This is a genomic window from Dendrosporobacter quercicolus (assembly GCF_900104455.1).
GTDB lineage: Bacteria > Bacillota > Negativicutes > DSM-1736 > Dendrosporobacteraceae > Dendrosporobacter > Dendrosporobacter quercicolus.
Map to the genome: position 1 here is coordinate 51579 of NZ_FNHB01000003.1, position 26257 is coordinate 77835.

Genomic DNA, 26257 nt, shown 5'->3' on the forward strand with positions numbered 1-26257 from the left:
GTTTGATCAGGAAAAAATAAGAGAAAGCTGACAGGCCGCATTGCCATAAAGGGGAATGCGCATTTAATACGAATATTTACTTTAATGGCTAAGTATTCCAACAATTTAGAAGAAAGGGGATTGAAGAATGAAGATATGGCGGTGTATGGTTTGCGGTTACGAACATACGGGGGATAATCCGCCGGAAAGTTGTCCGGTATGCGGGGTGGGCCCGGAGGAATTCTCCATAAAAAGCGGCGATTCAGGCAATGCCGGCGGCGTTAAGCGGTGGAAGTGTACCGTATGTGATTATATTCATACCGGTGAGCATCCTCCGGAACGCTGTCCGCTGTGCGGCGTTGGCCCGGAGTTATTTGTGCTGCTGGAAGAAAAAATCGCTGCGCTTGATGCCCAGGTAATTGCCGATACCGATATGGGGACAATCCGGGCTGCTTTAAATATGATCAGTTACGGATTGTATGTCGTTGCAGCGGCCAAAGACGACAAACATAACGGAATGTGCGCCAACACGGTATTTCAGCTTACGGATGATCCCCCGCAGATTGCGGTGTGCATTAACAAGAACAATCTGACGCATGAGTACATAAAATACAGTGGCACCTTTACTGTATCGATTTTAGGCCGCGAACAATTAGCGGCAGTTAAGCACTTTGGTTACCGTTCAGGCCGGGGAACGGATAAATTCGCCGGCATTGACTTTTTGCCAGCGCTTAACGGCTGTCCGGTTTTACGAAACTGCATCGCCTATTTGGAGGCAACGGTTATTCCGGCGAAAACAACCGATGTCGGAACACATACGCTGTTTGTGGCCGTAGTCACCTCCGGCCGGATGGTGTTGAATGAGGAAGGGCTTACCTATGCCTATTATCGCCAAAACAGGACGTAAGTAAGGATGGTGAAAAATGTATGATGTTATAATTATCGGCGGCGGGCCAGCCGGTTTAACGGCTTCTGTTTATACGGCCCGTAAAAAACTGAATACACTGGTTCTTACCAAAGACTTCGGCGGACAGCCCATGTGGACAACTGAAATTGAAAACTACATGGGCTATCAGTTTATTACCGGCCCGGAATTGATGGAGAAGTTTGACGAGCAGGCCAGACATCATTCGGACAATATTAAGTACGAAGAGGCCCGGAAACTGACAATCAATACCGACAATACCTTTACCGTAGCCACCGGGAACGGTCAATATCAGGCCAAAGCCGTTATCATCGCTTCAGGAAAGCGCCCGCGCCGGATGGAAGTGCCGGGCGAGGTCGAGTTTACCGGCCGGGGTGTTAGTTATTGCGCAACCTGCGACGGCCCATTGTTTGCCAACAAAACGGTAGCGGTTGTGGGCGGCGGTAATTCCGCAGTACAGGCGGCTTACGAATTAAGCGGCGTTGCCGAAACCGTTTATCTGATTGTACGCAACCGTTACAGCGCCGACCCGGTAATGCTGGATAAGCTGCAGCAGGCGAAAAACGTCATTGCATTGCAAGGCTATATTTCCAAAGAGGTACAAGGCAATCTTTTTGTCGAAAAGTTTATTGTTGCCCGAAAAGACCGCGGTGAGGAAACCGATTTGGCTGTTCAGGGAATTTTTGTGGAAATCGGCCTTAATCCAAACACTGAATTTGCCGAAGGGGTGATTGCCTTAAACCAGCGCCGGGAAATTATGGTTGACTGCCGCTGCCGGACCAATGTTTCCGGCCTCTTTGCCGCCGGTGATGTAACTGACGGCATTGACAAGCAAATTGTCATTGCCGCCGGCGACGGAGCCAAAGCTGCTTTAATCGCCTATGAATATCTGCTGCACCGTTAAGCTTTGTATATTTTGTATATGGTGAAAAAGCCGGCCAGAGAAAGGGCCGGCTTTTCTTTTGACATTATCAGAAAATAAAAACATTGCAAAAAAACCTTGGCTTTTGCTACAATTTACGTATAATGAATATAATTGTTATCTTTTTTAAGGCGATAAATGTTTTCGGACCGAATACAAATTTGTATCAACAGTCAGCAGACTGCCTGGTCCGGGGAAGAAATTTTATTTGAACAATTACTGAGGAGTGTGGAGCATGAAAATCGTAGTTACGATTGTTGGACAAGACCGGGTAGGAATTATTGCTATGATCAGCAATATTTTAGCTGAAAACAACGTCAATATTTTAAACATCAATCAGAATATTGTGGATGGGTTTTTTAATATGGTCATGATTGCCGACATGGCCGGCGGAAAAATCAGCTTAAAAGATTTACAGCAGTTATTGCGGGGAAAAGGCGCGGAAATCGGACTGGATATCAAAGTTCAGCATGAGGATATCTTTCAGAGCATGCATCGCATTTAGCTTGGTTTAAGCTTGACAGAATCTCTTTGAATAAAAATACAGTTTATTTAGCATTTGGAGGATATGTAATGTTAACCATTCAGGATATATTAGAGACCAATCGCATGATTGCCGAGAACAAGCTCGATGTCCGGACAATCACCATGGGGATCAGCCTGCGGGATTGCGCGCATCCCAACATTAAACAGTTCTGTGAAAATATTTATGAGAAGATTACCCGTTCCGCCGAATACTTGGTACAAACCGGCGAAGATATTGAAGCTGAATATGGCGTACCCATTATTAACAAGCGGATTTCGGTAACTCCGATCGCCATTGCCGCTGAAAGCTGCCGGACCGACAGCTTTGTGCCGGTGGCGGAAGCGCTGGATGCAGCGGCTAAGGCAGTTGGCGTAAATTTCATTGGTGGATTTTCCGCACTGGTGGAAAAAGGCTATACCAATGGCGACAAAGTACTGATCAATTCCATTCCCCAGGCGTTGGCCACCACCGACAGGGTTTGTTCATCGGTAAATCTTGGCTCAACCAAAGCCGGAATCAATATGGACTGTGTAAGGGAAATGGGCGAAATTATTAAGCGTACGGCTGAACTGACCAGGGATCGTGATGCGCTGGGCTGCGCCAAACTGGTGGTTTTTGCCAATGTGCCTGAGGACAATCCGTTTATGGCCGGCGCTTTTCACGGCGTGGGCGAGCCGGAGAAAGTCATTAATGTCGGCGTTAGCGGTCCGGGGGTTGTGAAACGGGCGCTGGAAGATATCAAAGGAGCCGACTTCAGTACCGTTGCCGAAACCATTAAGAAAACAGCCTTTAAGATAACCAGGGTCGGCCAGCTTGTCGCCCAGCAGGCATCCCGCCGCCTGGGCGTACCTTTTGGAATTATTGATTTATCTCTGGCGCCCACTCCCGCGGTGGGGGATAGTGTAGCTCATATTCTGGAAGAAATGGGCCTGGAAAGCTGCGGCGCTCCAGGGACTACCGCCGCACTGGCTTTGCTCAATGATGCGGTGAAAAAAGGCGGTTTGATGGCCTCCTCTCATGTCGGCGGGCTAAGCGGCGCCTTTATTCCGGTTAGTGAAGACGCGGGAATGATTGCGGCTGTTGAATGCGGTAGTTTAAGTCTGGAAAAGCTGGAAGCGATGACCTGTGTTTGCTCTGTGGGCCTTGACATGATCGCCGTCGCCGGTGATACTACAGCCGCAACAATATCCGGCATTATTGCCGATGAGGCGGCGATCGGCATGATCAATAATAAAACCACCGCTGTACGGATTATTCCGGTTCCCGGGAAAAAAGTCGGGGATACTGTTGAGTTCGGCGGTTTACTGGGGTACAGCCCTATTCTAAAGGTAAGTAAATTCAGTTCGGAGTCTTTTATTGCCAGGGGCGGGCGAATTCCCGCACCTATCCGCAGCCTGACGAACTGACTAGTAGCAGGGAGAAATAGCACTGATTCTCAATGGCAGGCGGTAATTACCAGCCTGCCATTCGTACTGCGCATTGGCCGCTGTTGGCGTTTCCTTCGAGTACCTGTCTATGTTGCGAGTCGCTGTCTTAAGGAAATTTAAAAAATCCGAGGTGATCACTATGCGGGTGACGAAAGCTGTAAAAGCGCAAATGCTGGATATCCTGGCCCGTACTTATGCCGGTACCAAAACCGCCCTTCATTATTCTTCCCCGTTTGAACTCTTAATTGCAGTGGTGTTATCCGCCCAGTGTACTGATATACGGGTGAATAAGATTACCGCCCGGATATTTCCCGAACTCAATACGCCGGCAAAGATTCTCGCCCTGGGGCAGGAACGTCTGGAGGAGGCAATTCGGGACTGCGGCCTGTTTCGCAGTAAAGCCAAAAATATCCTGGAAACCTGCCGGATATTATGCACAGAATATGGCGGTGAAGTTCCTGCGACCTTTGATGAACTGGTAAAGCTGCCCGGTGTGGGGCGAAAGACGGCCAATGTTGTATTAAGCCAGTTATTTGACGTTCCGGCCATCGCTGTAGATACCCATGTATTTCGGGTCTCCAACCGGCTGAAACTGGCGACAGGCGCAACCCCGCTGGAAGTAGAGCAGGGGTTAATGAAGGCAATTCCCCGTCATCAATGGAGCCAGGCTCATCATTGGTTAATCTGGCATGGCCGGTTAGTATGTAAAGCCCGTGTACCCGAATGCGACAATTGTCCTCTGGTTTCCTTATGTCCAAGCGGCAAAAAGAGTTGATGCAGACCGTTGCATAAATATAAAAATTTTATTATAATTATACAGTAGTCTAGTCTGATCCACTTGCGATGTCAACGCGGTCAAGCGAAAAAAACGTAAAAGAACCCGGAGGGATATAGGTTGCAGAAAAACCAGCGAGGGGAGGGGTATTGATGCTTTATCGTAAACCTAAATTTAAAGATGTGGAAACCATTCATAAGCTGATTAACCATTATGCGGACCAGGGACTGATGCTGCCCCGTTCGCGCAATATATTGTATGAAACGCTGCGGGATATGATTGTGGCGGAGCAGCATGGCGCTGTTGTCGGCGTAGGCGCTCTGCATTTAGTCTGGGATGAACTGGCGGAAATCCGGGCGATGGCAATTGCCCCGGAAGCAGCCAAGCAGGGCGTTGGCCGCAGCATTGTTGAAGCTCTGGTTCTTGAGGCCCGGGAACTTGGTGTAAAGACGTTATTTACATTAACCTATCAACCAGGCTTTTTTGCTAAACTGGGCTTTGCGGAGGTTGGTAAAGAAGCGCTGCCGCATAAGGTCTGGAAAGAATGTATCAACTGTCCTAAGTTTCCCAACTGTGATGAGACGGCAATGATAAGAACAATCTAACAGCCAAGTCATTAGCCCGAAAATGCTGAAAATGCAAGAGCATTGAGATGCTCCCTGCGGCATGGCTGATCATAGGAATAGTTAACTGCTTTGCGGGCTTAAACGATCCCCGGGGGCTGTCTTTGCGCGATTTTTTTAATGGCCGCGCAAGACAGTCCTTTTTATATGAAAAAGCGCTGACTGGACGCGACGGGCAAAGAGCTTGCAGGGGAGCGGGAATGGAGCTTTTACTGCTTAAGTTGAAAGTGATGCGTTTTACCTATAATTGGAAGATAATGAAGGATAAAAGGCGCAAATAACACCATTATTTATAAAAATTAGAAATTTTAACCAATAATAAGCTTTGACAATAATTATCATTATCACTTAAGCTAGCGTTATGAATTCTTTCTCTTAATCAACAAGGGGACAGGTCAAAAAGCAGATGTACCCGCCGGGTTAAGGGCTGATAAGGTACTACAAAGGTGGCCTGTCTTTTTCCGGACAGGCGGAACGAAATTGTCTGCAACGCAAACAGCAGGGACTTAGAAGGAGGAAGAAAATGAATGGGTTGTTGAAAATAAAGAAACAGCAAAAGGATCATAAAACGATTATTGATTTTGCCGGAAGTAAAATAGGCAATGGAAACTTTGTTGTGATCGCCGGTCCGTGCGCAGTGGAAAGCCAGGAGCAGATGTTTATGACTGCAAAGGTAATCCAGGATATGGGAACCATATTTATGCGGGGCGGCACCTTTAAACCAAGAACAAACCCGTATTCATTCCAGGGGCTGGGGATTGATGGATTAGGTATTTTGGAACAGGCCAAAAAGAAATACAATGTCATTGTTAGTACAGAAGTGATGAGTACGGAAATGGTTGACGTTGTTTCCCGCAATGTGGATATTTTACAAATCGGGTCAAGAAATATGCAGAATTTTGATTTATTGAAGAAGGTAGGAAAAACAAGTCTGCCGGTGATTTTAAAACGAGGGCTTTCCGCAACGATTGAAGAGTGGCTGGCGGCGGCTGAATACATTATGTGTGAAGGCAACCGGAATGTAATACTGTGCGAAAGAGGAATAAGAACCTTCGAAAAATATACAAGAAATACCTTAGACCTGAGTGCTGTATTGGCGGTCAAGCAGCTTAGCCATCTGCCGGTGATTGTAGACCCGAGCCATGGCACCGGCAGAAGTGATATGATTTTGCCAATGGCCAAAGCGGCGATGGCCATTGGCGCCGACGGCATTATGATTGAGATTCATCCCAATCCGGGGGAAGCTCTGTCTGATGGAGATCAATCGATCAACTTTGCGGGTTTTACGGATTTGATTGGCGAAGTGCAAAAATTAAAAAAAGTATTTAATTATTGCTAGTAACGAAATGCCCAAAATACGAATCATGGAATTTGACGAGCCGCAATTGGATCAGGATGCTCCCCTTAGCTTACCAACCTGTGAAATACAGGTCTGGCAGGCTTATACACCGGCCTTTAACGCCCGGGTTCAGGAATTGGCGGCGCTCCTTTCCGGCGAGGAAAGCAGGCGGATGGGACGGTTTTATTTTCAACAGGACCGTGTCCGGTTTGCCGTAGCTCATGGAATCCTGCGGAAGTTGATCAGCCGCTACCTGAACACTCGGCCCCGGCGAATTGATTTCCGCAATGGTTCTAAGGGAAAGCCCGAACTGTATGGGCCTTGCGCCGTAGCGGATTTTTTCTTTAACATTTCCCATTCTCATCAACTGGTAGCTTTAGCCTTTTCCAAAATCCGGCATATTGGCGTTGATGTGGAGCATATCCGGGCTATTCCGGACTTTGAAGAAATGGCCGGTTATTATTTTCATCCAACGGAGAGCGCGGTGCTGCAAAGTCTGCCCTGCAGCAAAAAGCAGCAGTATTTTTTTGATTGCTGGACCTGTAAAGAGGCGTTTGTTAAAGCGACGGGAGATGGTTTAAGCCGCCCGCTGCATTCATTTTTTATCTGTGCGGACAATAAAACGGCGCATGGCATTCTTCGTATCAAGGGCGAAGGGGCCGCCGACTGGCGAATTCTGCCCTTCGAGCCTGTCCGGGGTTATGCCGGCGCGGTCGCGTTCAGGGGTAACCCGCCGGGCGGTTAGGCAGAGCGCTTAGGCTGTGGAAAAGCTCTGTGACCGGCTCTTGGTTTTTCGGCCTGCGGCAGGCTGTGTTTTTGGATATTGCCAAATCCAAACTGCGGTTCGGCCGCACTTTCCCATGGCTGCGAAGTCATGGGCTTTTACTATTTTCGGCTTTAATCTGCGGCAGGGTGTCCTGGTTCAGTTTATTCCATAATTTAGAAAAATATCTAGGAAAAATGGAAAAAAGTCCATTTGCCATTAGTTTCCATTTTGTTATACTGGTAAAAAACAAACAGTGATAATGAATATCATTGCTGAAACAAAGAAGAAATTTTCCGGAGGATAGCCGGAAAGGGCCGCCAGACATTGGAGGCCGAATCAGCCGTTTGTTTTTGACAGACTCCGGGTTTAAGCCGGGGAACAGCTATGGAGGCAGGGAAAGGAAGGAAACAATGGATTTTTAAACATAGCAGGAAAGATTGCGCTGGTAACGGGCGGTGCGCAGGGTATCGGGGCGTTGTCGTCCGGGCCTTATGCGCAGCCGGAGCCGCACTGGCCGTGCTGGATCAGAACGAGGCCAAACTCAGCAGTTTGGTGAATGAGCTGAAGGCGGCGGGCTGCCAGGCCGCCGCTTTTGCTGTCGATGTCAGTGACAGCGAAGCGGTGGAGCAGGGGCCGATAAAAATTTAAAGGAGTGATTTAATGTCTATTCCGGCTATTTTACCCTATTCAATGCCTCTGGAAGCCGATTTACCCTCAAACAGAGCCTGGTGGAAGGCTCATTCGCAGCGCGCCGTGCTTCTGATTCATGATATGCAGCAGTATTTTCTTAGTGCCTATCAGCCGGAGGCGTCCCCGGTGGCGGAGCTATTGGAAAATATCAGGCTGTTAAAAACCCGGTGCGCAGAGTTGGGGATACCGGTTGTTTATACGGCCCAGCCCGGTGCGCAGCAGCCCGAAGACCACGCCCTGCTCCGGGATTTTTGGGGACCGGGACTGGCTGATGAGCCTGAGCAGGCCAAAATAGTGGACGCCATTGCGCCCGGTGAAAACGACACGGTACTGACAAAGTGGCGCTACAGCGCCTTTAAACGGACCAAGCTCAGGAAATTTATGCAGGAGCGGGGTCGTGATCAGCTGATCATTTGCGGCGTTTATGCCCACATTGGCTGCCTTTTAACGGCCGGGGACGCATTTATGCAGGATGTCCAGACCTTCTTTGTTGGTGATGCGATGGCCGATTTTTCTTTAGCGCATCATCAGATGGCGCTAAAATATGCGGCGGATAATTGCGCCGTGATCACCTCCACCGCGCTGTTGCTTGACGAACTGAAAAGCAGCAGCCCGTCAGCGCAGAAGTTAGCCGGCGAGGCGGAAGCTCCGGGCCTGACGCTGCAGCAGGTACGTAACCAAGTCGCCGAGCTTTTGGGCGAAACAGCAGCCGATATGAAGGATAGCGAAAATTTAATTGACCGGGGCTTAGATTCAATCCGCATGATGAGCCTGGTGGAAAAATGGCGTAGGGTCAGGGCTGACCTGACGTTTGTAAAGCTGGCGAAAGAGCCGACCATTGCTACCTGGTGGCGGCTGTTGTCTGCGGCAAGATAAAAATCCGGTTGATACCTAAAACCATGAGGAGGTAAGGCTGAATGTCTATTTGTCTGGACGCCCGCCGGGCATTGTCCGGCGCGCAGGCCGGCATCTGGTTTGCGCAACAGCTGGAACCGGACAATCCGGTTTACAATACGGGTGAATATATCGAAATTAAGGGCAGGCTTGATTTGCCTTACTTTGAAATGGCGCTGCGGCAGGCGATTAAGGAAGCGGAAGCCTTGCACGTTCAATTCGGTATTGCCGAACAGGGTCCCTGGCAGGTGATCCGGCCGGCCGCTGACTTTCCCTTGCATTTTTTTGATGTCAGCAATAAAGAGAACCCACGGGAGGATGCCCAAAAGTGGATGCAGGAAGATCTGGCCCGGCCGATTGATCTCAGTCGTGATCCGCTGTTCTGCCAGGCTTTGTTTACCGTCGCGCCGGACCGGTATCTGTGGTATCAGCGAATTCATCACATTGTGATCGATGGCTTCGGGTATTCGCTGATTGCTCAACGGGTAGCCGGCATTTATACGGCGCTGGTCAACCGGCGCAGCTTTGAGGAGGGCGCTTTTGATCCCTTGCATTTGCTGCTGGAAGAAGATGCGGCTTATCGCCGGTCGGAAGATTTTGAGCGCGACCGTCAGTTCTGGCTGGCTCGTTTTGCCGATCAGCCGGAGGTGATTGGTTTAGCGAACGGCGCTCCCGGCACTCCGCAGAGCATTCTGCGCCAGCAGGCAAACCTGCCGCCAGCCTCTGCCCGGAAGCTGGAGGACAAAGCGCGCAATGCCGGAGGAAGCCTGTACGAACTGTTGATTGCGGCTACTGCGGTCTATGTACACCGTTTGACCGGAGCGTCGGATATCATTCTTAGTCTGCCGATGATGGGCCGGCTGGGTTCGGCCTCTCTGAACACGCCCGGCATGGTCATGAACCTGCTGCCGCTTCGTTTGCTGGTGCAGCCGGCTATGGGGCTGGCGGAGCTGGTAAAACAAGTGCTGAAGGAAATCCGCAGGCTGAAGCGGCATCAGTACTACCGTCATGAGGAATTGCGCCGCGATCTTAAGTTGATTGGCAGCAACCAGAGACTGACCGGCCCGCGGGTCAACATTATGCCGTTTCCCTATGGGCTGGACTTTGCCGGCAGTAAAGGGATCACCCATAAGCTGACAACCGGTCCGGTCGATGACTTGGCCATCAATGTCTATGATCAGTCCGACGGCAATGGGCTGCGGATTGACTTTGAAGCTAACCCTGAAATTTATAGCGACGAAGAACTGCTTGTTCATCAACGGCGGTTTTTACAGTTTCTGCAAAGCCTTGCGGTTGCCGGACACGAGCAAAACATCGGCAAGCTGGACATTCTTCTGCCTGAGGAACGCGAGCAGGTTCTGGTGCAGTGGAACCAAACGGCGCAGGCGCTGCCGCCGGCCGGCCTGACAGCGCTGTTTGAGTGGCAGGCTGTAAAGAATGCCGGGCTGACCGCCCTGGTATGCGGCGACAGCGCTTTACGTTATGATGAGTTAAATCAGCGGGTAAACCGTCTGGCGCATCTGCTTATCGATCAGGGACTGGGCCCGGAGCAGTTTGTCGCCCTGGTTCTGCCCCGGTCGATTGAAATGGTGATTGCCATGCTGGCGGTCATCAAGACCGGAGCCGCCTACTTGCCCATTGACCCGGATTATCCGGCTGACCGGATCGCTTTTATGCTGGAGGACGCCAGCCCGGCCGGCCTGATTACCAGTTCGGCGGTTGCAGACCAGGCCCCTGGCAAGCGCGGGCAGTTCCGGCTGGTTCTTGACACGGCGGAGACTGCTGCGGCGCTGGCCGGGTATCCTGATACCAATGCCGGCCTGGGCCGCCAGACGGCCGACCGGCTTGCTCCGGTCTATGTGATTTATACGTCCGGTTCTACCGGTGTGCCGAAAGGCGTCGTTGTTACGGCGGAAGGATTATGGAATTTTATGGCATGCATGCAAAACCGGTTTTTGCTGACCGAACAGGACCGGCTTCTGGCTGTGACGACAATCGCTTTTGATATTTCGGCGTTGGAAATATACCTGCCCCTGATCAGCGGAGCGCGCTGCATTATTGCGAAAAAGGAAGAGGTTCATGATTTGCAGGCGTTAAGCAACAAACTTGAGCAAAATCAAATTACCATTATGCAAGCGACGCCAACGCTCTGGCATGCTCTTATCACACATTATCCCGACAAGCTGCGGGGCCTGAGGGTTCTCGTCGGCGGGGAAGCGCTGCCGGCCGGCCTTGCAGCTTCTTTGCATGAACTGGAATGCCAGGTGACAAATCTGTACGGCCCAACGGAAACGACCATTTGGTCCTCCGCTGCTGCACTTGATTCCGCGCAGGCAGGAGCGCCTTCCATTGGGGGCCCAATCTGGAATACGCAATTGTATGTTCTGGACAGCGGGTTAAAGCCTGTGCCGGCAGGCGTAGATGGCGAGCTGTATATTGCCGGCGCCGGTCTGGCCCGTGGTTATTTCGGCCGGCCGGGGCTGACGGCTGAGCGGTTTGTGGCTGACCCGTACGGAGCGGCGGGCAGCCGGATGTACCGAACCGGTGATCTTGTCCGTTGGCGTTCGGACGGTACCTTGGACTACATTGGCCGTGTCGATCATCAGATCAAAATGCGGGGGTTCCGGATTGAGCCGGGCGAAATTGAGGCCGTGCTGGCCCGGCATGACGACATTGAGCAGGTCAGGGTGATTCTCCGTGAGGACCAGCCGGGCGATAAGCGGTTAGTGGCCTATATCGTGCCGGCCGGACAGGCCGGTTCCGATGCAGCCGCACTGCGCCGTCATGCGGGCAGCCATCTGCCTGACTATATGGTGCCGTCCGCCTTTGTGATCATGGATAAACTGCCCTTGACGCCAAACGGCAAACTCAACCGTAAAGCGCTGCCGGCTCCTGACCGGGCGGCAAGCGCGGCGACTGCCCGCGAACCCCGAACGCCGCAAGAAGAAATTTTGCGCGATTTATTCGCTGAGGTCCTTGGCCTTACGCAACTCGGCATTGATGACAGCTTTTTTGACTTGGGCGGTCATTCGCTGCTGGCTTCAAGTTTGGTTATTCGTATCCGTAACGCACTGGGTGTCGAACTGGGCATAGGCAAAATTTTTGAAACGCCTACTGTCGCCGGCCTTGCCGGGCAGCTTCAGGGCGGCAAACAGGCCCGGTTACCGGTGATCAGGACGGCAAGGCCGGACAAGATTCCCCTTTCTTTTGCCCAGCGCCGGTTATGGTTTTTATACCGTCTGGAAGGGCCCAGCCCCACCTATAATATTCCGGTGGTTATCCGTTTAGCCGGCAAGCTGGACCTGCAGGCCTTCCAAAGCGCTCTCAATGACGTGGTTGAACGTCATGAAGCCCTGCGTACCGTTTTTCCGGAAACCATGGGCATTCCGCATCAGGCTGTTCTTGCTGCGGCTGAGGTAGAGCTGCAGGTTTGCCGCATTGCTGAGGCCCGGCTGGAGGAAGAACTGGCTGCTGCGGTGCGCTATCCTTTCGATCTTGCCACAGAGCCGGCGATCCGGGCGCAGCTGTTTGTCCTTGGCCCCAAGGAGCAGGTACTGCTGCTCTTACTGCATCATATTGCCGGTGACGGCTGGTCGCTTACGCCGCTCACCCGTGATCTTAATGAGGCTTATACCGCACGGTGCAAAGGCGAAGCTCCCCAGTGGACGCCGCTAAAGGTTCAGTATGCCGATTATGCGCTGTGGCAGGAACGCCTGTTAGGCAGGGAAGGCGACGGGGACAGCCTGATTGCCCGGCAGCTCGGCTTTTGGCGGGAGACGCTGGCCGGACTGCCGGATCAGTTGGAATTGCCCTTTGATTACAAACGGCCGGAAGAGGCCAGTTATCGTGGTGAAACCCTGCATTTTTCCGTTAAACCCAAACTGCATCAACGGCTGCTTGCTCTGGCCCGTGATCACCATGTCAGCCTGTTTATGGTGCTGCAGGCCGGACTGGCGGCGCTGCTTACCCGGCTGGGGGCAGGAACTGATATTCCCATCGGCAGCCCGGTTGCCGGGCGCAGCGACGATTCTTTGGGCGATCTTGTCGGCTTGTTTATCAATACCCTGGTGCTGCGTACCGACACGGCCGGCGATCCGAGCTTCCGTGAACTGCTGGCCAGAGTCAGGCAGGCCAGCTTAAACGCTTACGACCATCAGGACTTGCCGTTTGAGCGGCTGGTTGAGGTTCTTAACCCGGCCCGCTCCCGGTCCCGGCATCCTCTGTTTCAGATCATGCTGGCCCTGCATAATACGCCGGAGCCCAAGCTGGAAATGCCTGAACTGCAAACCAGCCTGCGCCTTTATGCTGTCGGTGCGGCCAAGTTTGACCTTACGCTGGAGTTCCGGGAGACGTTCACGGCAGACGGACAGCCGGCGGGGTTAAACGGATTTCTGGAATATAGCACGGATTTGTTCCAACAGAATACGGTCGAAGCAATGACCGGAAGGTTGCTGCGCTTGCTGGAAGCCGCCGCCGTCCAGCCCGGTCAGCCGATTGGGCGGCTGGAGATTCTGGCACCTGAAGAACGGCGCAAGCTGCTGGCCGACTGCAACCGTCAGGCCGAAGCCGTGCCGGAGCATTGTCTGCCGCTGCTGTTTGAGGCGCAGGTACGCCGGACGCCAAACGCTATTGCGGCAGGGTTTAAAGAGGCGGCTCTGACGTATGAGGAGCTAAACCGGCGGGCCAATCAACTTGCCCATTTGCTGATTGCCAGAGGCGTAGGCCCCGAGCAATTTGTTGCTTTGGCCTTGCCGAGGTCCCTGGAAATGCTTGTCGGCCTGCTCGCTGTCCTTAAGGCCGGGGCGGCCTATGTACCAATTGACCTGCAATATCCGAATGAACGGATTGCATTTATGCTCGGCGATGCGCAGCCTGCCTGCCTGATTACCAACGCGGACGGCGCGGCTAAGCTGGCCGGCGTTCATCAGGCGCAGCCGGTCGTTCTTGATGAAGCGGGAACGGCAGCGGAATTAAACCGGCATTCAACCGCCAACCCGCTTGACGCCGACCGCCTTCAGCCATTATCGCCCGCTCATCCGGCGTATATCATTTATACGTCCGGTTCAACAGGCGTTCCCAAGGGCGTAATCATTCCTCATCAGAATGTTGTAAGACTTTTTGGCGCAACTGAACACTGGTTTAAGTTCCGGTCGGATGATGTGTGGACGATGTTCCACTCGTATGCGTTTGATTTTTCAGTATGGGAGCTTTGGGGGCCGCTGCTGTATGGAGGGCGTCTGGTTGTGGTGCCGCACGGGATCAGCCGGTCGCCGGCCGAGTTTCTGCAACTGCTGGTTAGTGAAGCGGTGACCGTACTTAACCAGACGCCCTCCGCTTTTTACCAATTGATGCAGGCCGACCGGGAAAACCCGGAACTGGGTCAGGCGCTCTCCCTGCGCTTTGTGATTTTCGGCGGTGAAGCGCTGGAGCTTAGCCGGCTGGAAGATTGGTACAGCCGTCATCCGGAGAATGCGCCAACGTTAGTTAACATGTATGGAATTACAGAGACAACGGTGCATGTCAGCTACCTTGAGCTGAACAAAAGCATTGCCGCCAAGCGGGGCAACAGCCTGATCGGCTGCGGTATACCGGATTTAGAGGTATATGTACTGGACGCATATCTCCAGCCGGTTCCGCCAGGCGTAGTCGGGGAGCTTTATGTTGGCGGAGCCGGGCTGGCCCGGGGGTATCTAGGTCGTCCCGGCCTGACGGCCGACCGTTTTGTGGCCAATCCTTTTGGCGCGCCGGGCTCCCGGATGTACCGCACAGGTGATTTGGCCCGCCGGCAGACTGATGGTTCCCTGGATTATATGGGCCGCGCCGACCAGCAGATTAAAATTCGCGGCTTTCGCATCGAACCGGGGGAAATTGAGGCTGTACTGGCGCAGCATGCCCGGGTTGAGCAAGTGGCTGTGACAGTGCGGGAAGACCAGCCGGGCGATAAGCGGCTGGTGGCTTATGTCACTGCCCCGGGCGGCTTTGATCCGGCAGAGCTGCGCCGCTATGCGGCCGCTTTTCTGCCTGAGTATATGCTCCCGGCTGCTTTTGTGGAAATTGCGGCGCTGCCGCTGACGCCAAACGGGAAGCTGGACAGCAGGGCCTTGCCCGCGCCGGTGTTTGGCGCGGCCGCCAGGGGGCGGGGCCCCAGAACGCCGCAGGAAGAGGTGCTGCGCGACCTGTTTATGGAGGTGCTTCATTTGCCGCGGGTCGGCATTGACGATGGGTTTTTTGACCTGGGAGGCCATTCGCTGCTGGCGGTCCACTTAATGAGTAAAATTCGCGCCGCCTTGGGCGTTCAGCTAAGTATCGGCAATTTGTTCGAGGCTCCTACGGTTGCCGGTCTGGCCGAGCGTCTGGAAATGGGTTCCAGCAAAAGTGCGCTGGGTGTGCTGCTGCCGCTCAGAAAGCAGGGCGGACAGCTGCCGCTGTTTTGCATCCACCCGGCCGGCGGACTTAGCTGGTGCTATGCCGGACTGATGACGTTTCTGGGAACCGACTATCCCATCTACGGGCTGCAGGCGCGCGGTATTGCCCGGCGCGAGCCAGTGCCGCAGACGCTGGAGGAAATGGCCGCCGATTATATTGCTCATATTCGCACCGTTCAACCGGCCGGACCCTATCAGCTGCTGGGCTGGTCGCTCGGCGGCAACATTGTCCAGGTCATCGCCAGCCAGCTGCAGGAGCAGGGGGACTCAGTGCAGCTTGTTGCCCTGCTGGATGCCTATCCCAGTCCCTTATTGCCGATAAACAGCCCGCCTGATGAGGAGGAGGCGCTGATCGCCCTGCTGGCTCTGGGTGGTTACGATCATGAAGCCCTGGGGGATAAACCGCTGAATCTTGCCGGCGCCATTGAAATGCTCCGCCGCGATGGCAGCGCACTAGCCAGTTTGGATGAAGAGACCATTTTGAGTCTTAAGGAGACCTATGCCAATTCCGCCCGTATTTTAAGTGAACACCAGCCCAGGCCGTTTTACGGAAATGTCCTTTTTTTCCGTTCGACTGTGCTGCCGGAGTGGTTTGCACCCATTTATCCGGAAGCCTGGAAACCTTATATTAAAGGCCGGATTGAACAGTATGATATTCACTGCCGCCATAAGGATATGTGCCAGCCGGGACCGCTTGCCGAAATCGGCCGGATACTCGCCGGCAAATTGCATGAGGCGCAACGGGACGCTGTGATCAACAAGGAGGAGCATATTGATGAACAATCCGTTTGAGAACGAACACGTCGCTTATGTTGTATTAATGAATGACGCAGGCCAGTATTCCCTCTGGCCTGACTTTCTGGACGCACCGGACGGCTGGGCCGCCGTATATGAGGGTGAAAGCCGTCAGGTGTGCCTGGACTACATCAATGCCCAATGGGTTGATATGCGGCCCAATCATCTAAAGGCCGGCCCCGGCCGAAAGGAACAGCAAAATGCGGGGCCGGCTTAGCCCGAAATTAGTGGTGAGCATTGTCTATGTAACCGCCATGTTCATGGCGGCGCTGGACGGGACAATCGTTAATATCGCCCTGGCGGATCTTAGTCATGAGTTCCAAATTTCGCCGGCGGCGACGAGTGGCATTAATGTCGGCTACTTAGTCAGTATTACCGTGTTTCTGCCAATGGCCGGCTGGCTGGGGGACCGGTTCGGGACCAAGCGGATGTTTTTGATTGCCCTGAGCCTGTTTACGTTTGCCTCAGTCTTATGCGGTACCGCCGACCGGCTTGAGACGCTGAATGTGTTTCGCGTCATTCAGGGCGCCGGCGGAGGTCTGCTTACTCCGTTGGGCATGACTATGCTGTTTCGGACATTCCCGCCCGAAGAACGGCTGAAGGTCTCCCGCTCTCTCGTATTTCCCATTGCCGTTGCCCCGGCGCTCGGCCCGGTCATTGGGGGATTTCTGGTGGAACAGTTCTCCTGGCGCTGGGTATTTTACATCAATCTTCCCTTTGGCCTGGCAGCCCTGCTGTTTGGGTTGCTGTTTCTCAACGAACATAAAGAGACTGCGGCGGGTAAACTGGACCTGCCGGGTATCTTGCTGTCCGCTCCCGGCTTTTCCCTGCTGATGTATGCCCTTATTCAGGGTTCAGCCACGGGGTGGAGCTCACCGCTCCTTGGCGGCGCAGCACTGGGGGGAATCCTGCTGATTTGTGCGCTGATTTTTGTGGAGCTGCGGGTGCAACAGCCGATGCTTGATTTTCGCTTATTATCCGAACGGTTGTTTCGCACAATGAGCATCATCTCTTGTTTTGTAGCCGCCGGTTTAATCGGGATGCTGTTTATCTTCCCCTTAATGTATCAAAATGCGCTGCAGGCCTCGGCCTGGGAAAGCGGCCTGATTATTTTTCCTGAAGCATTGGGATTGATGCTTGCTTCGCGGGTGATGCCGTGGTCCTGCAAACGATTGGGGGCGCGTCTGGTTATTTTTCTTGGACTGTTCTGCACAATGGTCATTTTTGGGTTGCTAAGCCTGGCCGGGCCGGCAACCAATCCCTGGCTGCTGAGAGTCTTGTTTTTTCATGCCGGTTTTTTCCTGGGGCATAGTGTGGGTGCCGTACAGGTACTGACTTTTCAGCATATTACCGTTGCTTCCATGGGGCGGGCAACCACCCTGTTCAACGTGCAAAACCGGCTGGGGTCAGCCCTGGGGGTAGCGGCGCTGGCCAGCCTGCTTGGCGCAGTGGGCGGAGCTGCCGGTGACGGGCAGAATCTGCTGGCCGCTTACCGGTTGGCCTTGCTCGGGTCTGCGGCCTTTCTGCTGGCAGCCCTCTGTGTTACGCTGGGTATTCGCAAGGCTGATGTCGAGGCTGCTATGCCCAGGCCGCAGCCCGCCAAACCCCTGGATTTAGCGCCGGTTATGAAAGTGGGCGAATAGCGGCTGCTTAAGAAAAGCGGCACAGAATCCAAAACTAATATCTAACCTTGCCAAGGCAATGAATAAAAAAACAGGCACAGCAAAACTAGAGGACTATGATTCCCTACTTTGTTGCGCCTGTTGATTTTTATGCTGTCTTCTTTTGTGCAGCATCTAGCCGCATTTTGATGCAGCGTCTAAAGGTGACTTCTAACCTTGCAATAAACTGGTTTTTCCAGTTTATTAAGTAAGCAAGGCTTTTTTTGATTCCAAAGCAAGATTAAGAAGTAATCAGCATTTTTTTATTGCTCTTTCTTACCCAGTAACTAGCAAGTAAGCTGCCGCTAAAATTATGCCAGACACTAAAAATTGCTCCCGGTATTGCAGCTACCGGATCCAGATGGACAAGCGCTAATGCTACTGCAAGCCCCGAGTTTTCCATGCCAATTTCATAAGCAATTGCCCGGGCCTTGGACTCACTCATCCCCAATAGCGTAGATGACCAGTACCCCAGCAGCAGTCCGGAGAGATTATGCAAAGCAACGGCTGCCAGTGCCATTACTGCTACCCCGGCTAGCTTGGCGGCATTAAGGGCGACTATGGCGCTAACAGTTATAACAATTGCCACTACGGATAAGGCCGGAATGACCGGCTGCAGCTTACTTACCCATCGGTTTGCCCAAAAGCGAATAGCCATTCCAACAAGGATGGGCACAACCACGATCTTGACAATATCCAGCAGCAAGGCCATTGTATCTACCGGAATGACCGTACCTCCTAACACAAGAAACAAGAGGGGCGTCAACAACGGCGATAACAGCGTATTTACGCTGGAAACAGTGATGGAAAGAGCCGTATCTCCTTTAGCAATGAATGTCATTACATTCGACGCCGTTCCGCTGGGACAGCAGCCGACCAATAATATCCCTGCAGCCAAGGCCGGCTCCAGAGCAAGCACTTTTATAACGACCCACGCAACACCGGGCATAATCAGATAGCGTAGCAAAACGCCATAACATACATCTTTAGGCCTGGAAAGCACCAGCTTAAAATCAGCTGTTGTCATGGTAAGTCCCATGCCAAGCATAATAATGCCTAATAAGTAGGGAATAAATTGGCCGATTGGTTTGATCAATTGAGGCTGAAGAAAAGCAACCACTGCTCCCAGCATCACCCATAACGAAACGGATCCGGTGATAAAGCCGGCAAGCTTAAGCAAATTTGCCATGATATTCGCATCCTCTTCTTTCGCCTGGTATTGCATACGTTCCCGGCTGCCGGGCAAACGCCAGGCTGCGGCTAAGCACCAAAGCCGCAGTCCGCTGCTCGGCGATCAGACCGGCATGGCGCGAACTCTTGGCCAGTCCGTCTTTATCACGTACGATCGGCGTCATGACAATAACTGTAACCACGCTATTCTCCTCCTTAAATGCGACAATGAAAACAACCTCCTTGCCCGCACGAGAGTGGACAAGGAGGTGTCATAATAGCAAAGTTAAACACACCTTCCGTCTCAGTCCGCAGCGGATCTAAGCGGCAACGAGGGTATTCTATTGTCGTAGTTTGCCGGTAAACTCTCATTTCGGTATGACTCGAATGATATCATCCTGTCAGAGCAAAGCCAACATCACTATAATACTAAAGCCAACCACTGTTGACAATAAAAATATTATAGGCACGCCTCTCTTGCGGTGTAAAAAAGACTGACTCAAATAGATTTTAAAACCTATTTGAGTCAGTCTTTTGGGGCGGGAATGTTAGCAATGCCTCTTATGCGTCCACTCATGGGAGCGGGCAGCGATTGTTAGAAGGTCAGTGTTTCGCCCGGCTTAACAAGGGTTACGGGAATCTGCAGGCGTTGCTCGACCGCCGCTTTATACTCTTCAGGATTTTGGGCAATGAGCGGCCAGGTGTTGTAATGCATGGGAATGACTGTTTTGGGTTTCAGCATCGCCGCCGCCTCGACGGCATCGGACGGACCCATAGTAAAATTATCGCCAATCGGCAGCAAGGCGTAATCAATTGCTTCCAGGCGTCCCAGTAAGGCCATATCGCCGAATAAAGAGGTATCGCCGGCGAAGTAAACGGTTTTGCCGAAAAAGTTTACGATAAAGCCGCAGGCATGACCGCCTTCGACTCCGGCGCCATGAAACGCGGGCGTGATACGGACATAACCAAAATCAAAAGCATGTTTTCCGCCGATATGCATGGCATGGGTCTGGCAGTCCTGGCTGCCGCATAATCCGGCAATTTCAGCAGTGGCAATGACGGTTGCACCGTTTTGTTTAGCAATGGCAATCCCGTCGCCCAGGTGGTCAAAATGGCCGTGGGAAATTAGTACATAGTTGCATTTGATATCGGGCGGCTGGGCAATGTTAAACGGGTTGTCGGTTAAAAACGGATCAAAGATCATTGAGGTTTGGTTGTGGGTCAACTGAAAACAGGAATGGCCGAAAAATTTCAGGCTGGTCATAATGAAAGATGCTCCTTTCAGCTTATTCATTTCTTTAAACTTATTATTCGAGTTCCCGTCAAAATTACCTTTGCCGATTTTTGGATTTATATGCAGAATAAGGTAAAAAGTGACTTAAAAATAGTTTTAATTTAAAATAGGGTTGACAATGAACTGCCGGTTTGTTATATTTAACGTCAATAACATGTAAATGCAATGAACAGGAAAAGTAATTCAGCGGCGTTTTGCAGAGAGCCAGGGGTTGGTGCGACCTGGCAAGCGTACTGAATGAAATACACCTTGTGAGCAGCAGGTTGAAAACACACTTTGTGAGTAGACCGCGCCGGCGCGCCTCCGTTATCTTGGGCTAGAGTATCAAACGTGTACTCGAATGGAGCGGCTTGCCAAAAGCAAGCAGGGTGGTACCACGGGTGTTCAGCATCCCGTCCCTGATTTTTCAGGGGCGGGATTTTTGCATTTATTTTCAGCCGGAAAGCGGTATAAAAAGCGGTATAAGTTAAAACTAAGGAGGAAATGATGATGATTATTGTTATGCAACCCCAGGCTACCCGGAAGGAAGTGGACGCTGTGATCAAAAAACTGGCTGAGGCCGGCCTTAAGTACCATTTGTCCCAGGGAGAATCACGAACCATTATCGGCGTGATCGGCGATAAAAAAAGTATCGCCAAATTACCGGTTGACGTTTTTCCGGGGGTTGAAAAATCCGTGGCCGTAACGGAAAGCTATAAACTGGTCAGCCGGGAGTTCAGGCCTGAAGATACTGTGGTCGATGTGCAGGGAGCCAAAATCGGCGGCCGGCATCTGGCGGTTATGGCCGGTCCGTGCGCGGTGGAAAGCCTGGAACAGTTACTGGAAGCCGCCGTCATTGTGAAAAGGGCCGGAGCGCAGTTCTTACGGGGCGGCGCTTTTAAACCGCGTACTTCGCCGTATGATTTTCAAGGGTTGGAGGAAAAGGGCCTGGAAATGCTGGCCGCGGCCAGAGAAAAAACTGGTTTGAAAGTTATCACCGAAGTTGTGGACTCCGCCTCAGTCGGCCTTGTCAGCCAATACGCCGATGTGCTGCAAATCGGTACAAGAAACATGCAAAACTTCAACCTGCTTAAAACAGTCGGCAGGACAGACAAACCTGTGCTGTTAAAACGCGGGCTTGCGGCCACCATCAGCGAGTGGCTGAATGCGGCCGAATATATTATGAGCGAGGGAAACTATAACGTCATCCTGTGCGAACGCGGCATTCGCACGTTTGAAACTTATACCCGCAATACGCTGGATCTGGGAGCGGTGGCGGCCGTAAAAACCTTAAGCCATTTACCGGTCATTGTCGATCCCAGCCATGGCACAGGGCGCTGGAAGATGGTCAGGCCGATGGCCAGGGCCGCAGTTGCCGCCGGAGCGGACGGTCTGATTATTGAGGTGCATCCCAATCCGGCGGAAGCTTTGTGCGACGGCAACCAGTCGCTTACACCGGAAAATTTTTCACTGCTGATGAACGAGATTGGCGCTATTGCCGCAGTTACGGGAAAATCACTCCAATGAAGCAGTTGAATATTGCCATTATCGGTCTGGGCTTGATCGGCGGTTCGCTGGGGCTGGCTATCAAGCACCATTACGGCGCTCAGGTTATGGTGGCAGGCGTTGATCAGGATGCAGGCACGCTTGCTTATGCGCTCGGCAGCGGTGCGGTAGACTCTGCCGGAACCGATAGCCGTACGGCTGCCAGCCAGGCCGACATTGTATTTTTGTGCACACCGGTACTGCAAATTGTACCGGTTGTACAAAATATCATTCCTTGCCTGAAACCGGGGACGATATTGAGCGACGTCGGCAGCACCAAGCAGTATCTGTACGAAAAAATTTCCGGGCTGCTGCCAGCGGATATTCATTATGTAGCCGGCCATCCGATGGCCGGCAGTGAGCAGAGCGGCATTATGGCTGCCGACAAGGATTTATTCCGCGATAAATGTTATATTATTATTCCCGAAACGGCCCGGCTGGCGTCGGCCGCAGAGAAAATCTGCAGCCTTCTATCCTGTACCGGGGCCAAAATAACGGCAATGGAGCTGGCGCAGCATGACCGGTGCGCGGCGGTGATCAGCCATGCGCCTCATGTGACGGCGGCGGCGCTCGTTCATTTGCTGGGCTTAAGGCCGGCTGAGCTGGGGAATAATCTGAAGCTGGCGGGGGGCGGTTTTCGCGATACGACCCGGATTGCCTCATCCAATGCCGATATGTGGGCCGACATCTGCCTGTCCAATCCTGAAGCCATTGCCGACAGTCTGACTCATTTGCAGGGGATTATCGGCCAGGTCATTGCCGACATCCGGCGAGAGGACCGGGAGTCGGTTCATGCATTCTTTAAAACAGCCAAGCTCCGCCGGGATTCGCTGATTCAGGCGTCGTTCTGCCCAAGTGCGGGTAATGCGGAGTAAAATAATCCGATACGAGGAATGCGATTTTGTCAGTCCATAAGACTGTCAAACTGGTTTAGGCTCGGGAAGCTAGCACCGTGCGTCACTTGGTCTAAACTTCTTTTTACCATGAAAAAAATCCTGTTTGTCCTAGAATGAAGAGACTATATAAGGTATGATTTCCTTATTGTAGTAAATGAGAGACACTATCAATAACGATGAATGAAAGCGCAATTGCGGATATTGGCAGCGGTCATACCGGCCCGCAGTGCGGCAAGTGCCTGAAGTGTAATTGGCAACAGCCCGACGGGCTGCCGCCGCGGCTTAGTGTATAGGTAAATGAAATGCTATTTGTCTGTAACGGGCAAATAGCGTTTTTATTAAAGGAAAGCCGGAATTGTAAGCTCGTTAAGTCCACTGAATAACGGGGCTTTTCTAAAATAATGGAAATGGTTGTAAATATGGGGAATGTTCGAGGATGTCCGCCGGTTTGTTATAAAACTGGAGCAGGCTGTTTTTTGCTCTATGCTCCACACCCTTCATCAGCAGGGCTTGCTGCTGGACAAAGCAAGAGGATACGGTTTCGACGAAATTATTTCCGTATCAGCTACTGCGCCGAAGTACAGGGCGCTGGCTTGAGCAGCTTATCGGACAGGGCTGGCTGAAGCGCCGGGAGGACAAGTTTTTTGGCGGATGTGCCTGAGGCAATGCCGGACAAATGCTGGAGCGAGGCGAGAGGATCTGGGACGGCCGGCTTGGTTCACCTTTGGCGATGGACTATCTCATCAGTAATGCTCGGCAGCTGCCGGCGTTGATGAGGGGAGAAAGGCAGGCGGCGCTGTTGCTGTTTCCGGAGGGAAAAATGGACTACGCCAACGCGTTGTACCGGAATTCAATCACAGCCAGGTATCTGACTAAAGCAACAGCGGCGGCCGTCAGTCGCATCTGCGCGGAGAAAATTGCCGCAGGCGGGCAAACTGCCCATCTGGTGGAGATTGGCGCGGGGACAGGGGCGACTACGGCTGTTGTGGCTCCGTGCTTAAAGGCTTGCGCCGGAAAGCTTGCAGTGGACTATCTGTTTACCGATGTATCGCAGTTTTTCCTGGCGGCTGCGCGGGAAACCTTCCGGGATTGCCCGTGGATGCGGTTTGGTCTTGTAAACATCGACCGGGAGTTTGAACAGCAGGGCTTAGCGCCGGAAAGCGCGGATATCGTCATCGCTGCGGGCGTGCTCAATAATGCGTTCAATACCGATCAGACGGCAAAGGATTTACTGCAGCTGTTACCGGACGGCGGCTGGCTGCTGGTTGTCGAGCCGACCCGTGAATTTCCGGAAATGCTGATTTCCCAGGCTTTTATGATGACTCAGCCGGAAGACGACAGGAAAAACACGAAAACAACCTTTCTTTCAGTCCGGCAGTGGGAACATGTTTTTTGGCAAGCCGGAGCGGCTGAGGTACGGTCCCTCCCGTCTGATGAGCATATGCTTGCTCCCATGGAGCAAAAATTTTTTGCAGTGAAAAAAGACAGCCGCACAAGGCTGAAACAGGAGGAGAGTTTATGACATTAAGCGGCGGGAGTAGAGTCAGCGAATTGGTGGCGCGTATTCGAAAAGGCGGCGTAGCCTTCCTTATGGGAGGAAAACGGCAAGCTGCGGTACAGAGCGCCGCAGGGGCTGCTGGGCGGAAGTGATTTGCAGCTGCTTAAGGAATATAAGGCCGATATTTTAGGATTGCTCCGGACGGAAGCAAAGCAAAAGTCGGTGGTGTGCCGTCCCGAGGCCAGGTATGAGCCTTTCCCCTGATCGACGTACAGTCCGCCTATCTGCTGGGACGCAGCGAAGTCTTTGAATACGGCGGCAAGTTCGGCTTTCTGCCGGGAATAACGGAAATGACACTTAAAATATGATATTTTATCCTAGAGTCTAATAAATTAAGGAGGAACGTTATTTGTCTGTAACGGCAAATAGCGTGGATAATTGCCAGTGAGTCAGAGATTATTGGTGTGTTAATTCTTTGAATAACAATTGTTTTAATATAAATGGAAATGGTTGTAAAAAAAGAAGATGTTTGCTATAATTATCGATGAAAATGATTATCAATGTATTGTGTGCGTAAATAAGCGAAAAGAAGGGAGCAATAAGCTGTCCAGCATTGATCTTTGTATGAGTATGATTCAGTTGGCTTGACTAAGGAACAGTTGCTTTAGACTTTAGACATAAATTCATAGTCCGGAGGTAGCAATGAAGGAGGAAAACGCCAATTCAAAGGTTTGCATATTTAACCCGGGAGACGAGAATTGTCCATTGTGCAATAGGCTTAACCGTGTTTATACAAACAATTTGTTTGAAACTGAGATTGCAATTCCGGCAGTAGTCGGGCAGGGTTATTATCGTAAAATTGTTCTTAATCCTTCAATGAAAGTGTTAATCGGTGATATGACTTTTCATCAAAAAATAACCATGAGCGGTAAACAAGACAGCTCGCTATATAATTTTGCTTTTTGCCTTGGCGAAGGTTTCCTGTGGAGAGTGGAAGGTAATAACCAGGAATATGAAATAAGCTGCGGGGAAAGTTTCGTTTTTGACCGGAGTCATGGCGGAAGCATTCTGAGCACCTGTTTTCCTGGGCAACGGGTTTTGGGTCTGAACATTGAATTAGGCACTGAAACAATAACAAATTTAATTCAGCACCAGCGAATAAAAGAAGGAAAAAGTTTTTCTTATGGCAGCAGGGTGGTTTGCAGCGGAGAATTTTCCCCCGCTGTCCGGCTTATTCTAAACGAATTAATGAACTGTCATTATCGGGACCAATTAAAGAAAATGTATCTTGAAGGTAAAATAATGGAACTGGTCGCTGTTTATTTAAATGAGGTTGTCTTTGGAAGCAGAGTCTGCTCTCACATCCGCTTATCTTCGTGTGATGTAGAGGCGTTGCGCCAGGCTAGGGGGATTCTTGATAAAAATATTACATCACCGCCAACGATTGGGAAATTGGCAAAATTGATTTGTCTAAATGAATATAAATTAAAAAAGGGATTCAAAGAATTATTCGGTATGCCGGTTCATGCCTACATTATTGACAAACGGCTGGAAATGGCGCGCTTTTTTATAGAGGATAAAAAGCTGCGTGTGACTGAAGCGGCTTTGCTGGTAGGTTATAATGATCTCAGTTATTTTGCAGAGAAATTCCGGAAAAAATATGGCGTTAATCCTTCGGAATATAGTAAAAATTTATCATAGTATAGAGTGAAAGAGCATTTTGGGTGCAGAAAAGAATTTACTTTGCGCATCTAAAATGCTTTTTGCCATTATCTTGATCCTTTTGCCTACAATAAAGAGAAGAACAATAGAAAGTGTAATTGATAAAAAACGATGGAAACCAAAGGCGTTAAACGGGGCAAGGGCAACAGTTCACGTAACTGCTTTTTTTTTGCGGGTAGATACGCAATACAGAGGAGAAACCACATGATCAGTTTCTCATGGATAGAACCAGAAAAATGGCGTTCTGCGCTGATCGCGGCGGCCTTTTTTTCATTGGCTTTTGTCGAAGGAAAAACTATACTGATCGTCTTCAGTCGCGGCCTAGAAGGCTACCTAATACTTTTCACCATACTTTTTATCCCATTTGCCATAGAACAAAATAGGTAAATCATGGTAATATACTAAA

23 protein-coding genes and 1 other annotated feature are annotated in these 26257 nt (G+C 51.5%); of the genes, 20 read left to right on the plus strand and 3 right to left on the minus strand.

What is annotated here, in order from left to right:
- Positions 1-127: 127 nt before the first annotated feature.
- The 13 genes from BLR06_RS08420 to BLR06_RS08490 all read left to right on the plus strand — a co-directional run bounded on the left by BLR06_RS08420 (position 128) and on the right by BLR06_RS08490 (position 17729).
- Positions 128-886 (plus strand): flavin reductase, encoded by a 759-nt coding sequence (locus BLR06_RS08420; protein WP_092071327.1) that lies wholly within the window; start codon positions 128-130, stop codon positions 884-886.
- Between the two features lie 16 nt (positions 887-902).
- Positions 903-1808, plus strand: coding sequence for an NAD(P)/FAD-dependent oxidoreductase (locus tag BLR06_RS08425; RefSeq protein WP_092071331.1), 906 nt, complete (start codon positions 903-905; stop codon positions 1806-1808).
- Positions 1809-2061: 253 nt separating this feature from the next.
- A complete protein-coding gene (locus tag BLR06_RS08430) occupies positions 2062-2331 on the plus strand; it encodes an ACT domain-containing protein (protein ID WP_092071334.1) in 270 nt (89 codons plus the stop codon).
- A gap of 68 nt (positions 2332-2399) precedes the next feature.
- Complete coding sequence (locus tag BLR06_RS08435) at positions 2400-3758, plus strand: PFL family protein (protein WP_092071338.1); 1359 nt, start codon at positions 2400-2402, stop codon at positions 3756-3758.
- Between the two features lie 160 nt (positions 3759-3918).
- Positions 3919-4554 (plus strand): endonuclease III, encoded by a 636-nt coding sequence (nth, locus tag BLR06_RS08440; protein WP_092071341.1) that lies wholly within the window; start codon positions 3919-3921, stop codon positions 4552-4554.
- Positions 4555-4706: 152 nt separating this feature from the next.
- Entirely contained in the window at positions 4707-5159 is a 453-nt protein-coding gene (locus BLR06_RS08445) for an N-acetyltransferase (protein ID WP_092071344.1), read from the plus strand.
- A 541-nt stretch (positions 5160-5700) separates the two neighbouring features.
- Positions 5701-6516 carry a bifunctional 3-deoxy-7-phosphoheptulonate synthase/chorismate mutase gene (locus BLR06_RS08455; protein WP_092071350.1) on the plus strand — a complete coding sequence of 272 codons (816 nt, stop codon included), beginning with the start codon at positions 5701-5703 and terminating at the stop codon, positions 6514-6516.
- 7 nt (positions 6517-6523) lie between these two features.
- Positions 6524-7261, plus strand: coding sequence for a 4'-phosphopantetheinyl transferase family protein (locus BLR06_RS08460; RefSeq protein ID WP_092071353.1), 738 nt, complete (start codon positions 6524-6526; stop codon positions 7259-7261).
- Positions 7262-7666: 405 nt separating this feature from the next.
- Entirely contained in the window at positions 7667-7930 is a 264-nt protein-coding gene (locus BLR06_RS08470; protein ID WP_092071359.1) for an SDR family NAD(P)-dependent oxidoreductase, read from the plus strand.
- 12 nt (positions 7931-7942) lie between these two features.
- A complete protein-coding gene (locus BLR06_RS08475) occupies positions 7943-8848 on the plus strand; it encodes an isochorismatase (RefSeq protein ID WP_092071362.1) in 906 nt (301 codons plus the stop codon).
- A 41-nt stretch (positions 8849-8889) separates the two neighbouring features.
- Positions 8890-16083 (plus strand): amino acid adenylation domain-containing protein, encoded by a 7194-nt coding sequence (locus tag BLR06_RS08480; RefSeq protein WP_092071365.1) that lies wholly within the window; start codon positions 8890-8892, stop codon positions 16081-16083.
- On the plus strand, positions 16067-16303 hold the full coding sequence (locus tag BLR06_RS08485; RefSeq protein ID WP_092071368.1) for an MbtH family protein: 237 nt from the start codon (positions 16067-16069) through the stop codon (positions 16301-16303). Before BLR06_RS08480 ends, BLR06_RS08485 begins: the two co-directional genes overlap by 17 nt.
- Positions 16287-17729 carry a DHA2 family efflux MFS transporter permease subunit gene (locus BLR06_RS08490; protein WP_092071371.1) on the plus strand — a complete coding sequence of 481 codons (1443 nt, stop codon included), beginning with the start codon at positions 16287-16289 and terminating at the stop codon, positions 17727-17729. Before BLR06_RS08485 ends, BLR06_RS08490 begins: the two co-directional genes overlap by 17 nt.
- 259 nt (positions 17730-17988) lie before the next feature.
- Here the strand turns inward: BLR06_RS08490 and BLR06_RS08495 are convergent, their stop codons facing one another.
- The 3 genes from BLR06_RS08495 to BLR06_RS08505 all read right to left on the minus strand — a co-directional run bounded on the left by BLR06_RS08495 (position 17989) and on the right by BLR06_RS08505 (position 20181).
- Positions 17989-18936 (minus strand): bile acid:sodium symporter family protein, encoded by a 948-nt coding sequence (locus tag BLR06_RS08495; RefSeq protein ID WP_092071374.1) that lies wholly within the window; start codon positions 18934-18936, stop codon positions 17989-17991.
- Positions 18920-19147 carry a pantoate--beta-alanine ligase gene (locus BLR06_RS08500; RefSeq protein WP_092071377.1) on the minus strand — a complete coding sequence of 76 codons (228 nt, stop codon included), beginning with the start codon at positions 19145-19147 and terminating at the stop codon, positions 18920-18922. The genes BLR06_RS08495 and BLR06_RS08500 overlap by 17 nt, the downstream gene beginning before the upstream one ends.
- Positions 19148-19512: 365 nt before the next feature.
- Positions 19513-20181: a metal-dependent hydrolase gene (locus BLR06_RS08505; RefSeq protein ID WP_092071380.1), complete on the minus strand. Its 669-nt coding sequence runs from the start codon at positions 20179-20181 to the stop codon at positions 19513-19515.
- Positions 20182-20367: 186 nt separating this feature from the next.
- Positions 20368-20614: a binding site (T-box leader), on the plus strand.
- Positions 20615-20700: 86 nt separating this feature from the next.
- On the opposite strand from BLR06_RS08505, the gene aroF reads away from it, so the two are divergent.
- The 7 genes from aroF (at position 20701) to BLR06_RS08535 (ending at position 26238) form a co-directional block, all read left to right on the plus strand.
- Entirely contained in the window at positions 20701-21717 is a 1017-nt protein-coding gene (gene aroF / locus BLR06_RS08510) for a 3-deoxy-7-phosphoheptulonate synthase (RefSeq protein ID WP_092071383.1), read from the plus strand.
- The gene (locus BLR06_RS08515) at positions 21714-22610 is read left to right on the plus strand and encodes a prephenate dehydrogenase (RefSeq protein ID WP_092071386.1); all 897 of its coding nucleotides are present in this window, start codon (positions 21714-21716) and stop codon (positions 22608-22610) included. The genes aroF and BLR06_RS08515 overlap by 4 nt, the downstream gene beginning before the upstream one ends.
- Before the next feature lie 447 nt (positions 22611-23057).
- Complete coding sequence (locus BLR06_RS19995) at positions 23058-23228, plus strand: hypothetical protein (protein ID WP_245698082.1); 171 nt, start codon at positions 23058-23060, stop codon at positions 23226-23228.
- A 79-nt stretch (positions 23229-23307) separates the two neighbouring features.
- A complete protein-coding gene (locus BLR06_RS08520; protein ID WP_245698083.1) occupies positions 23308-24153 on the plus strand; it encodes a class I SAM-dependent methyltransferase in 846 nt (281 codons plus the stop codon).
- A gap of 114 nt (positions 24154-24267) precedes the next feature.
- On the plus strand, positions 24268-24393 hold the full coding sequence (locus BLR06_RS20360; protein WP_423069634.1) for a hypothetical protein: 126 nt from the start codon (positions 24268-24270) through the stop codon (positions 24391-24393).
- Positions 24394-25227: 834 nt separating this feature from the next.
- Positions 25228-25830, plus strand: coding sequence for a helix-turn-helix transcriptional regulator (locus BLR06_RS19765; RefSeq protein ID WP_217636867.1), 603 nt, complete (start codon positions 25228-25230; stop codon positions 25828-25830).
- A 225-nt stretch (positions 25831-26055) separates the two neighbouring features.
- Complete coding sequence (locus BLR06_RS08535; protein WP_092071391.1) at positions 26056-26238, plus strand: hypothetical protein; 183 nt, start codon at positions 26056-26058, stop codon at positions 26236-26238.
- The last annotated feature ends 19 nt before the right edge of the window (positions 26239-26257 follow it).

What these genes read in the sequence shown, in the direction of transcription:
- BLR06_RS08420 (WP_092071327.1), top strand. Translation starts at nt 128, where the DNA reads ATGAAGATATGGCGGTGTATGGTTTGCGGTTACGAACATACGGGGGAT.
- BLR06_RS08425 (WP_092071331.1), top strand. Translation starts at nt 903, where the DNA reads ATGTATGATGTTATAATTATCGGCGGCGGGCCAGCCGGTTTAACGGCT.
- BLR06_RS08430 (WP_092071334.1), top strand. Translation starts at nt 2,062, where the DNA reads ATGAAAATCGTAGTTACGATTGTTGGACAAGACCGGGTAGGAATTATT.
- BLR06_RS08435 (WP_092071338.1), top strand. Translation starts at nt 2,400, where the DNA reads ATGTTAACCATTCAGGATATATTAGAGACCAATCGCATGATTGCCGAG.
- nth (WP_092071341.1), top strand. Translation starts at nt 3,919, where the DNA reads ATGCGGGTGACGAAAGCTGTAAAAGCGCAAATGCTGGATATCCTGGCC.
- BLR06_RS08445 (WP_092071344.1), top strand. Translation starts at nt 4,707, where the DNA reads ATGCTTTATCGTAAACCTAAATTTAAAGATGTGGAAACCATTCATAAG.
- BLR06_RS08455 (WP_092071350.1), top strand. Translation starts at nt 5,701, where the DNA reads ATGAATGGGTTGTTGAAAATAAAGAAACAGCAAAAGGATCATAAAACG.
- BLR06_RS08460 (WP_092071353.1), top strand. Translation starts at nt 6,524, where the DNA reads ATGCCCAAAATACGAATCATGGAATTTGACGAGCCGCAATTGGATCAG.
- BLR06_RS08470 (WP_092071359.1), top strand. Translation starts at nt 7,667, where the DNA reads ATGGAGGCAGGGAAAGGAAGGAAACAATGGATTTTTAAACATAGCAGG.
- BLR06_RS08475 (WP_092071362.1), top strand. Translation starts at nt 7,943, where the DNA reads ATGTCTATTCCGGCTATTTTACCCTATTCAATGCCTCTGGAAGCCGAT.
- BLR06_RS08480 (WP_092071365.1), top strand. Translation starts at nt 8,890, where the DNA reads ATGTCTATTTGTCTGGACGCCCGCCGGGCATTGTCCGGCGCGCAGGCC.
- BLR06_RS08485 (WP_092071368.1), top strand. Translation starts at nt 16,067, where the DNA reads ATGAACAATCCGTTTGAGAACGAACACGTCGCTTATGTTGTATTAATG.
- BLR06_RS08490 (WP_092071371.1), top strand. Translation starts at nt 16,287, where the DNA reads ATGCGGGGCCGGCTTAGCCCGAAATTAGTGGTGAGCATTGTCTATGTA.
- BLR06_RS08495 (WP_092071374.1), bottom strand. Translation starts at nt 18,936, where the DNA reads ATGGCAAATTTGCTTAAGCTTGCCGGCTTTATCACCGGATCCGTTTCG.
- BLR06_RS08505 (WP_092071380.1), bottom strand. Translation starts at nt 20,181, where the DNA reads ATGACCAGCCTGAAATTTTTCGGCCATTCCTGTTTTCAGTTGACCCAC.
- aroF (WP_092071383.1), top strand. Translation starts at nt 20,701, where the DNA reads ATGATTATTGTTATGCAACCCCAGGCTACCCGGAAGGAAGTGGACGCT.
- BLR06_RS08515 (WP_092071386.1), top strand. Translation starts at nt 21,714, where the DNA reads ATGAAGCAGTTGAATATTGCCATTATCGGTCTGGGCTTGATCGGCGGT.
- BLR06_RS19995 (WP_245698082.1), top strand. Translation starts at nt 23,058, where the DNA reads ATGTTCGAGGATGTCCGCCGGTTTGTTATAAAACTGGAGCAGGCTGTT.
- BLR06_RS08520 (WP_245698083.1), top strand. Translation starts at nt 23,308, where the DNA reads ATGCTGGAGCGAGGCGAGAGGATCTGGGACGGCCGGCTTGGTTCACCT.
- BLR06_RS08535 (WP_092071391.1), top strand. Translation starts at nt 26,056, where the DNA reads ATGATCAGTTTCTCATGGATAGAACCAGAAAAATGGCGTTCTGCGCTG.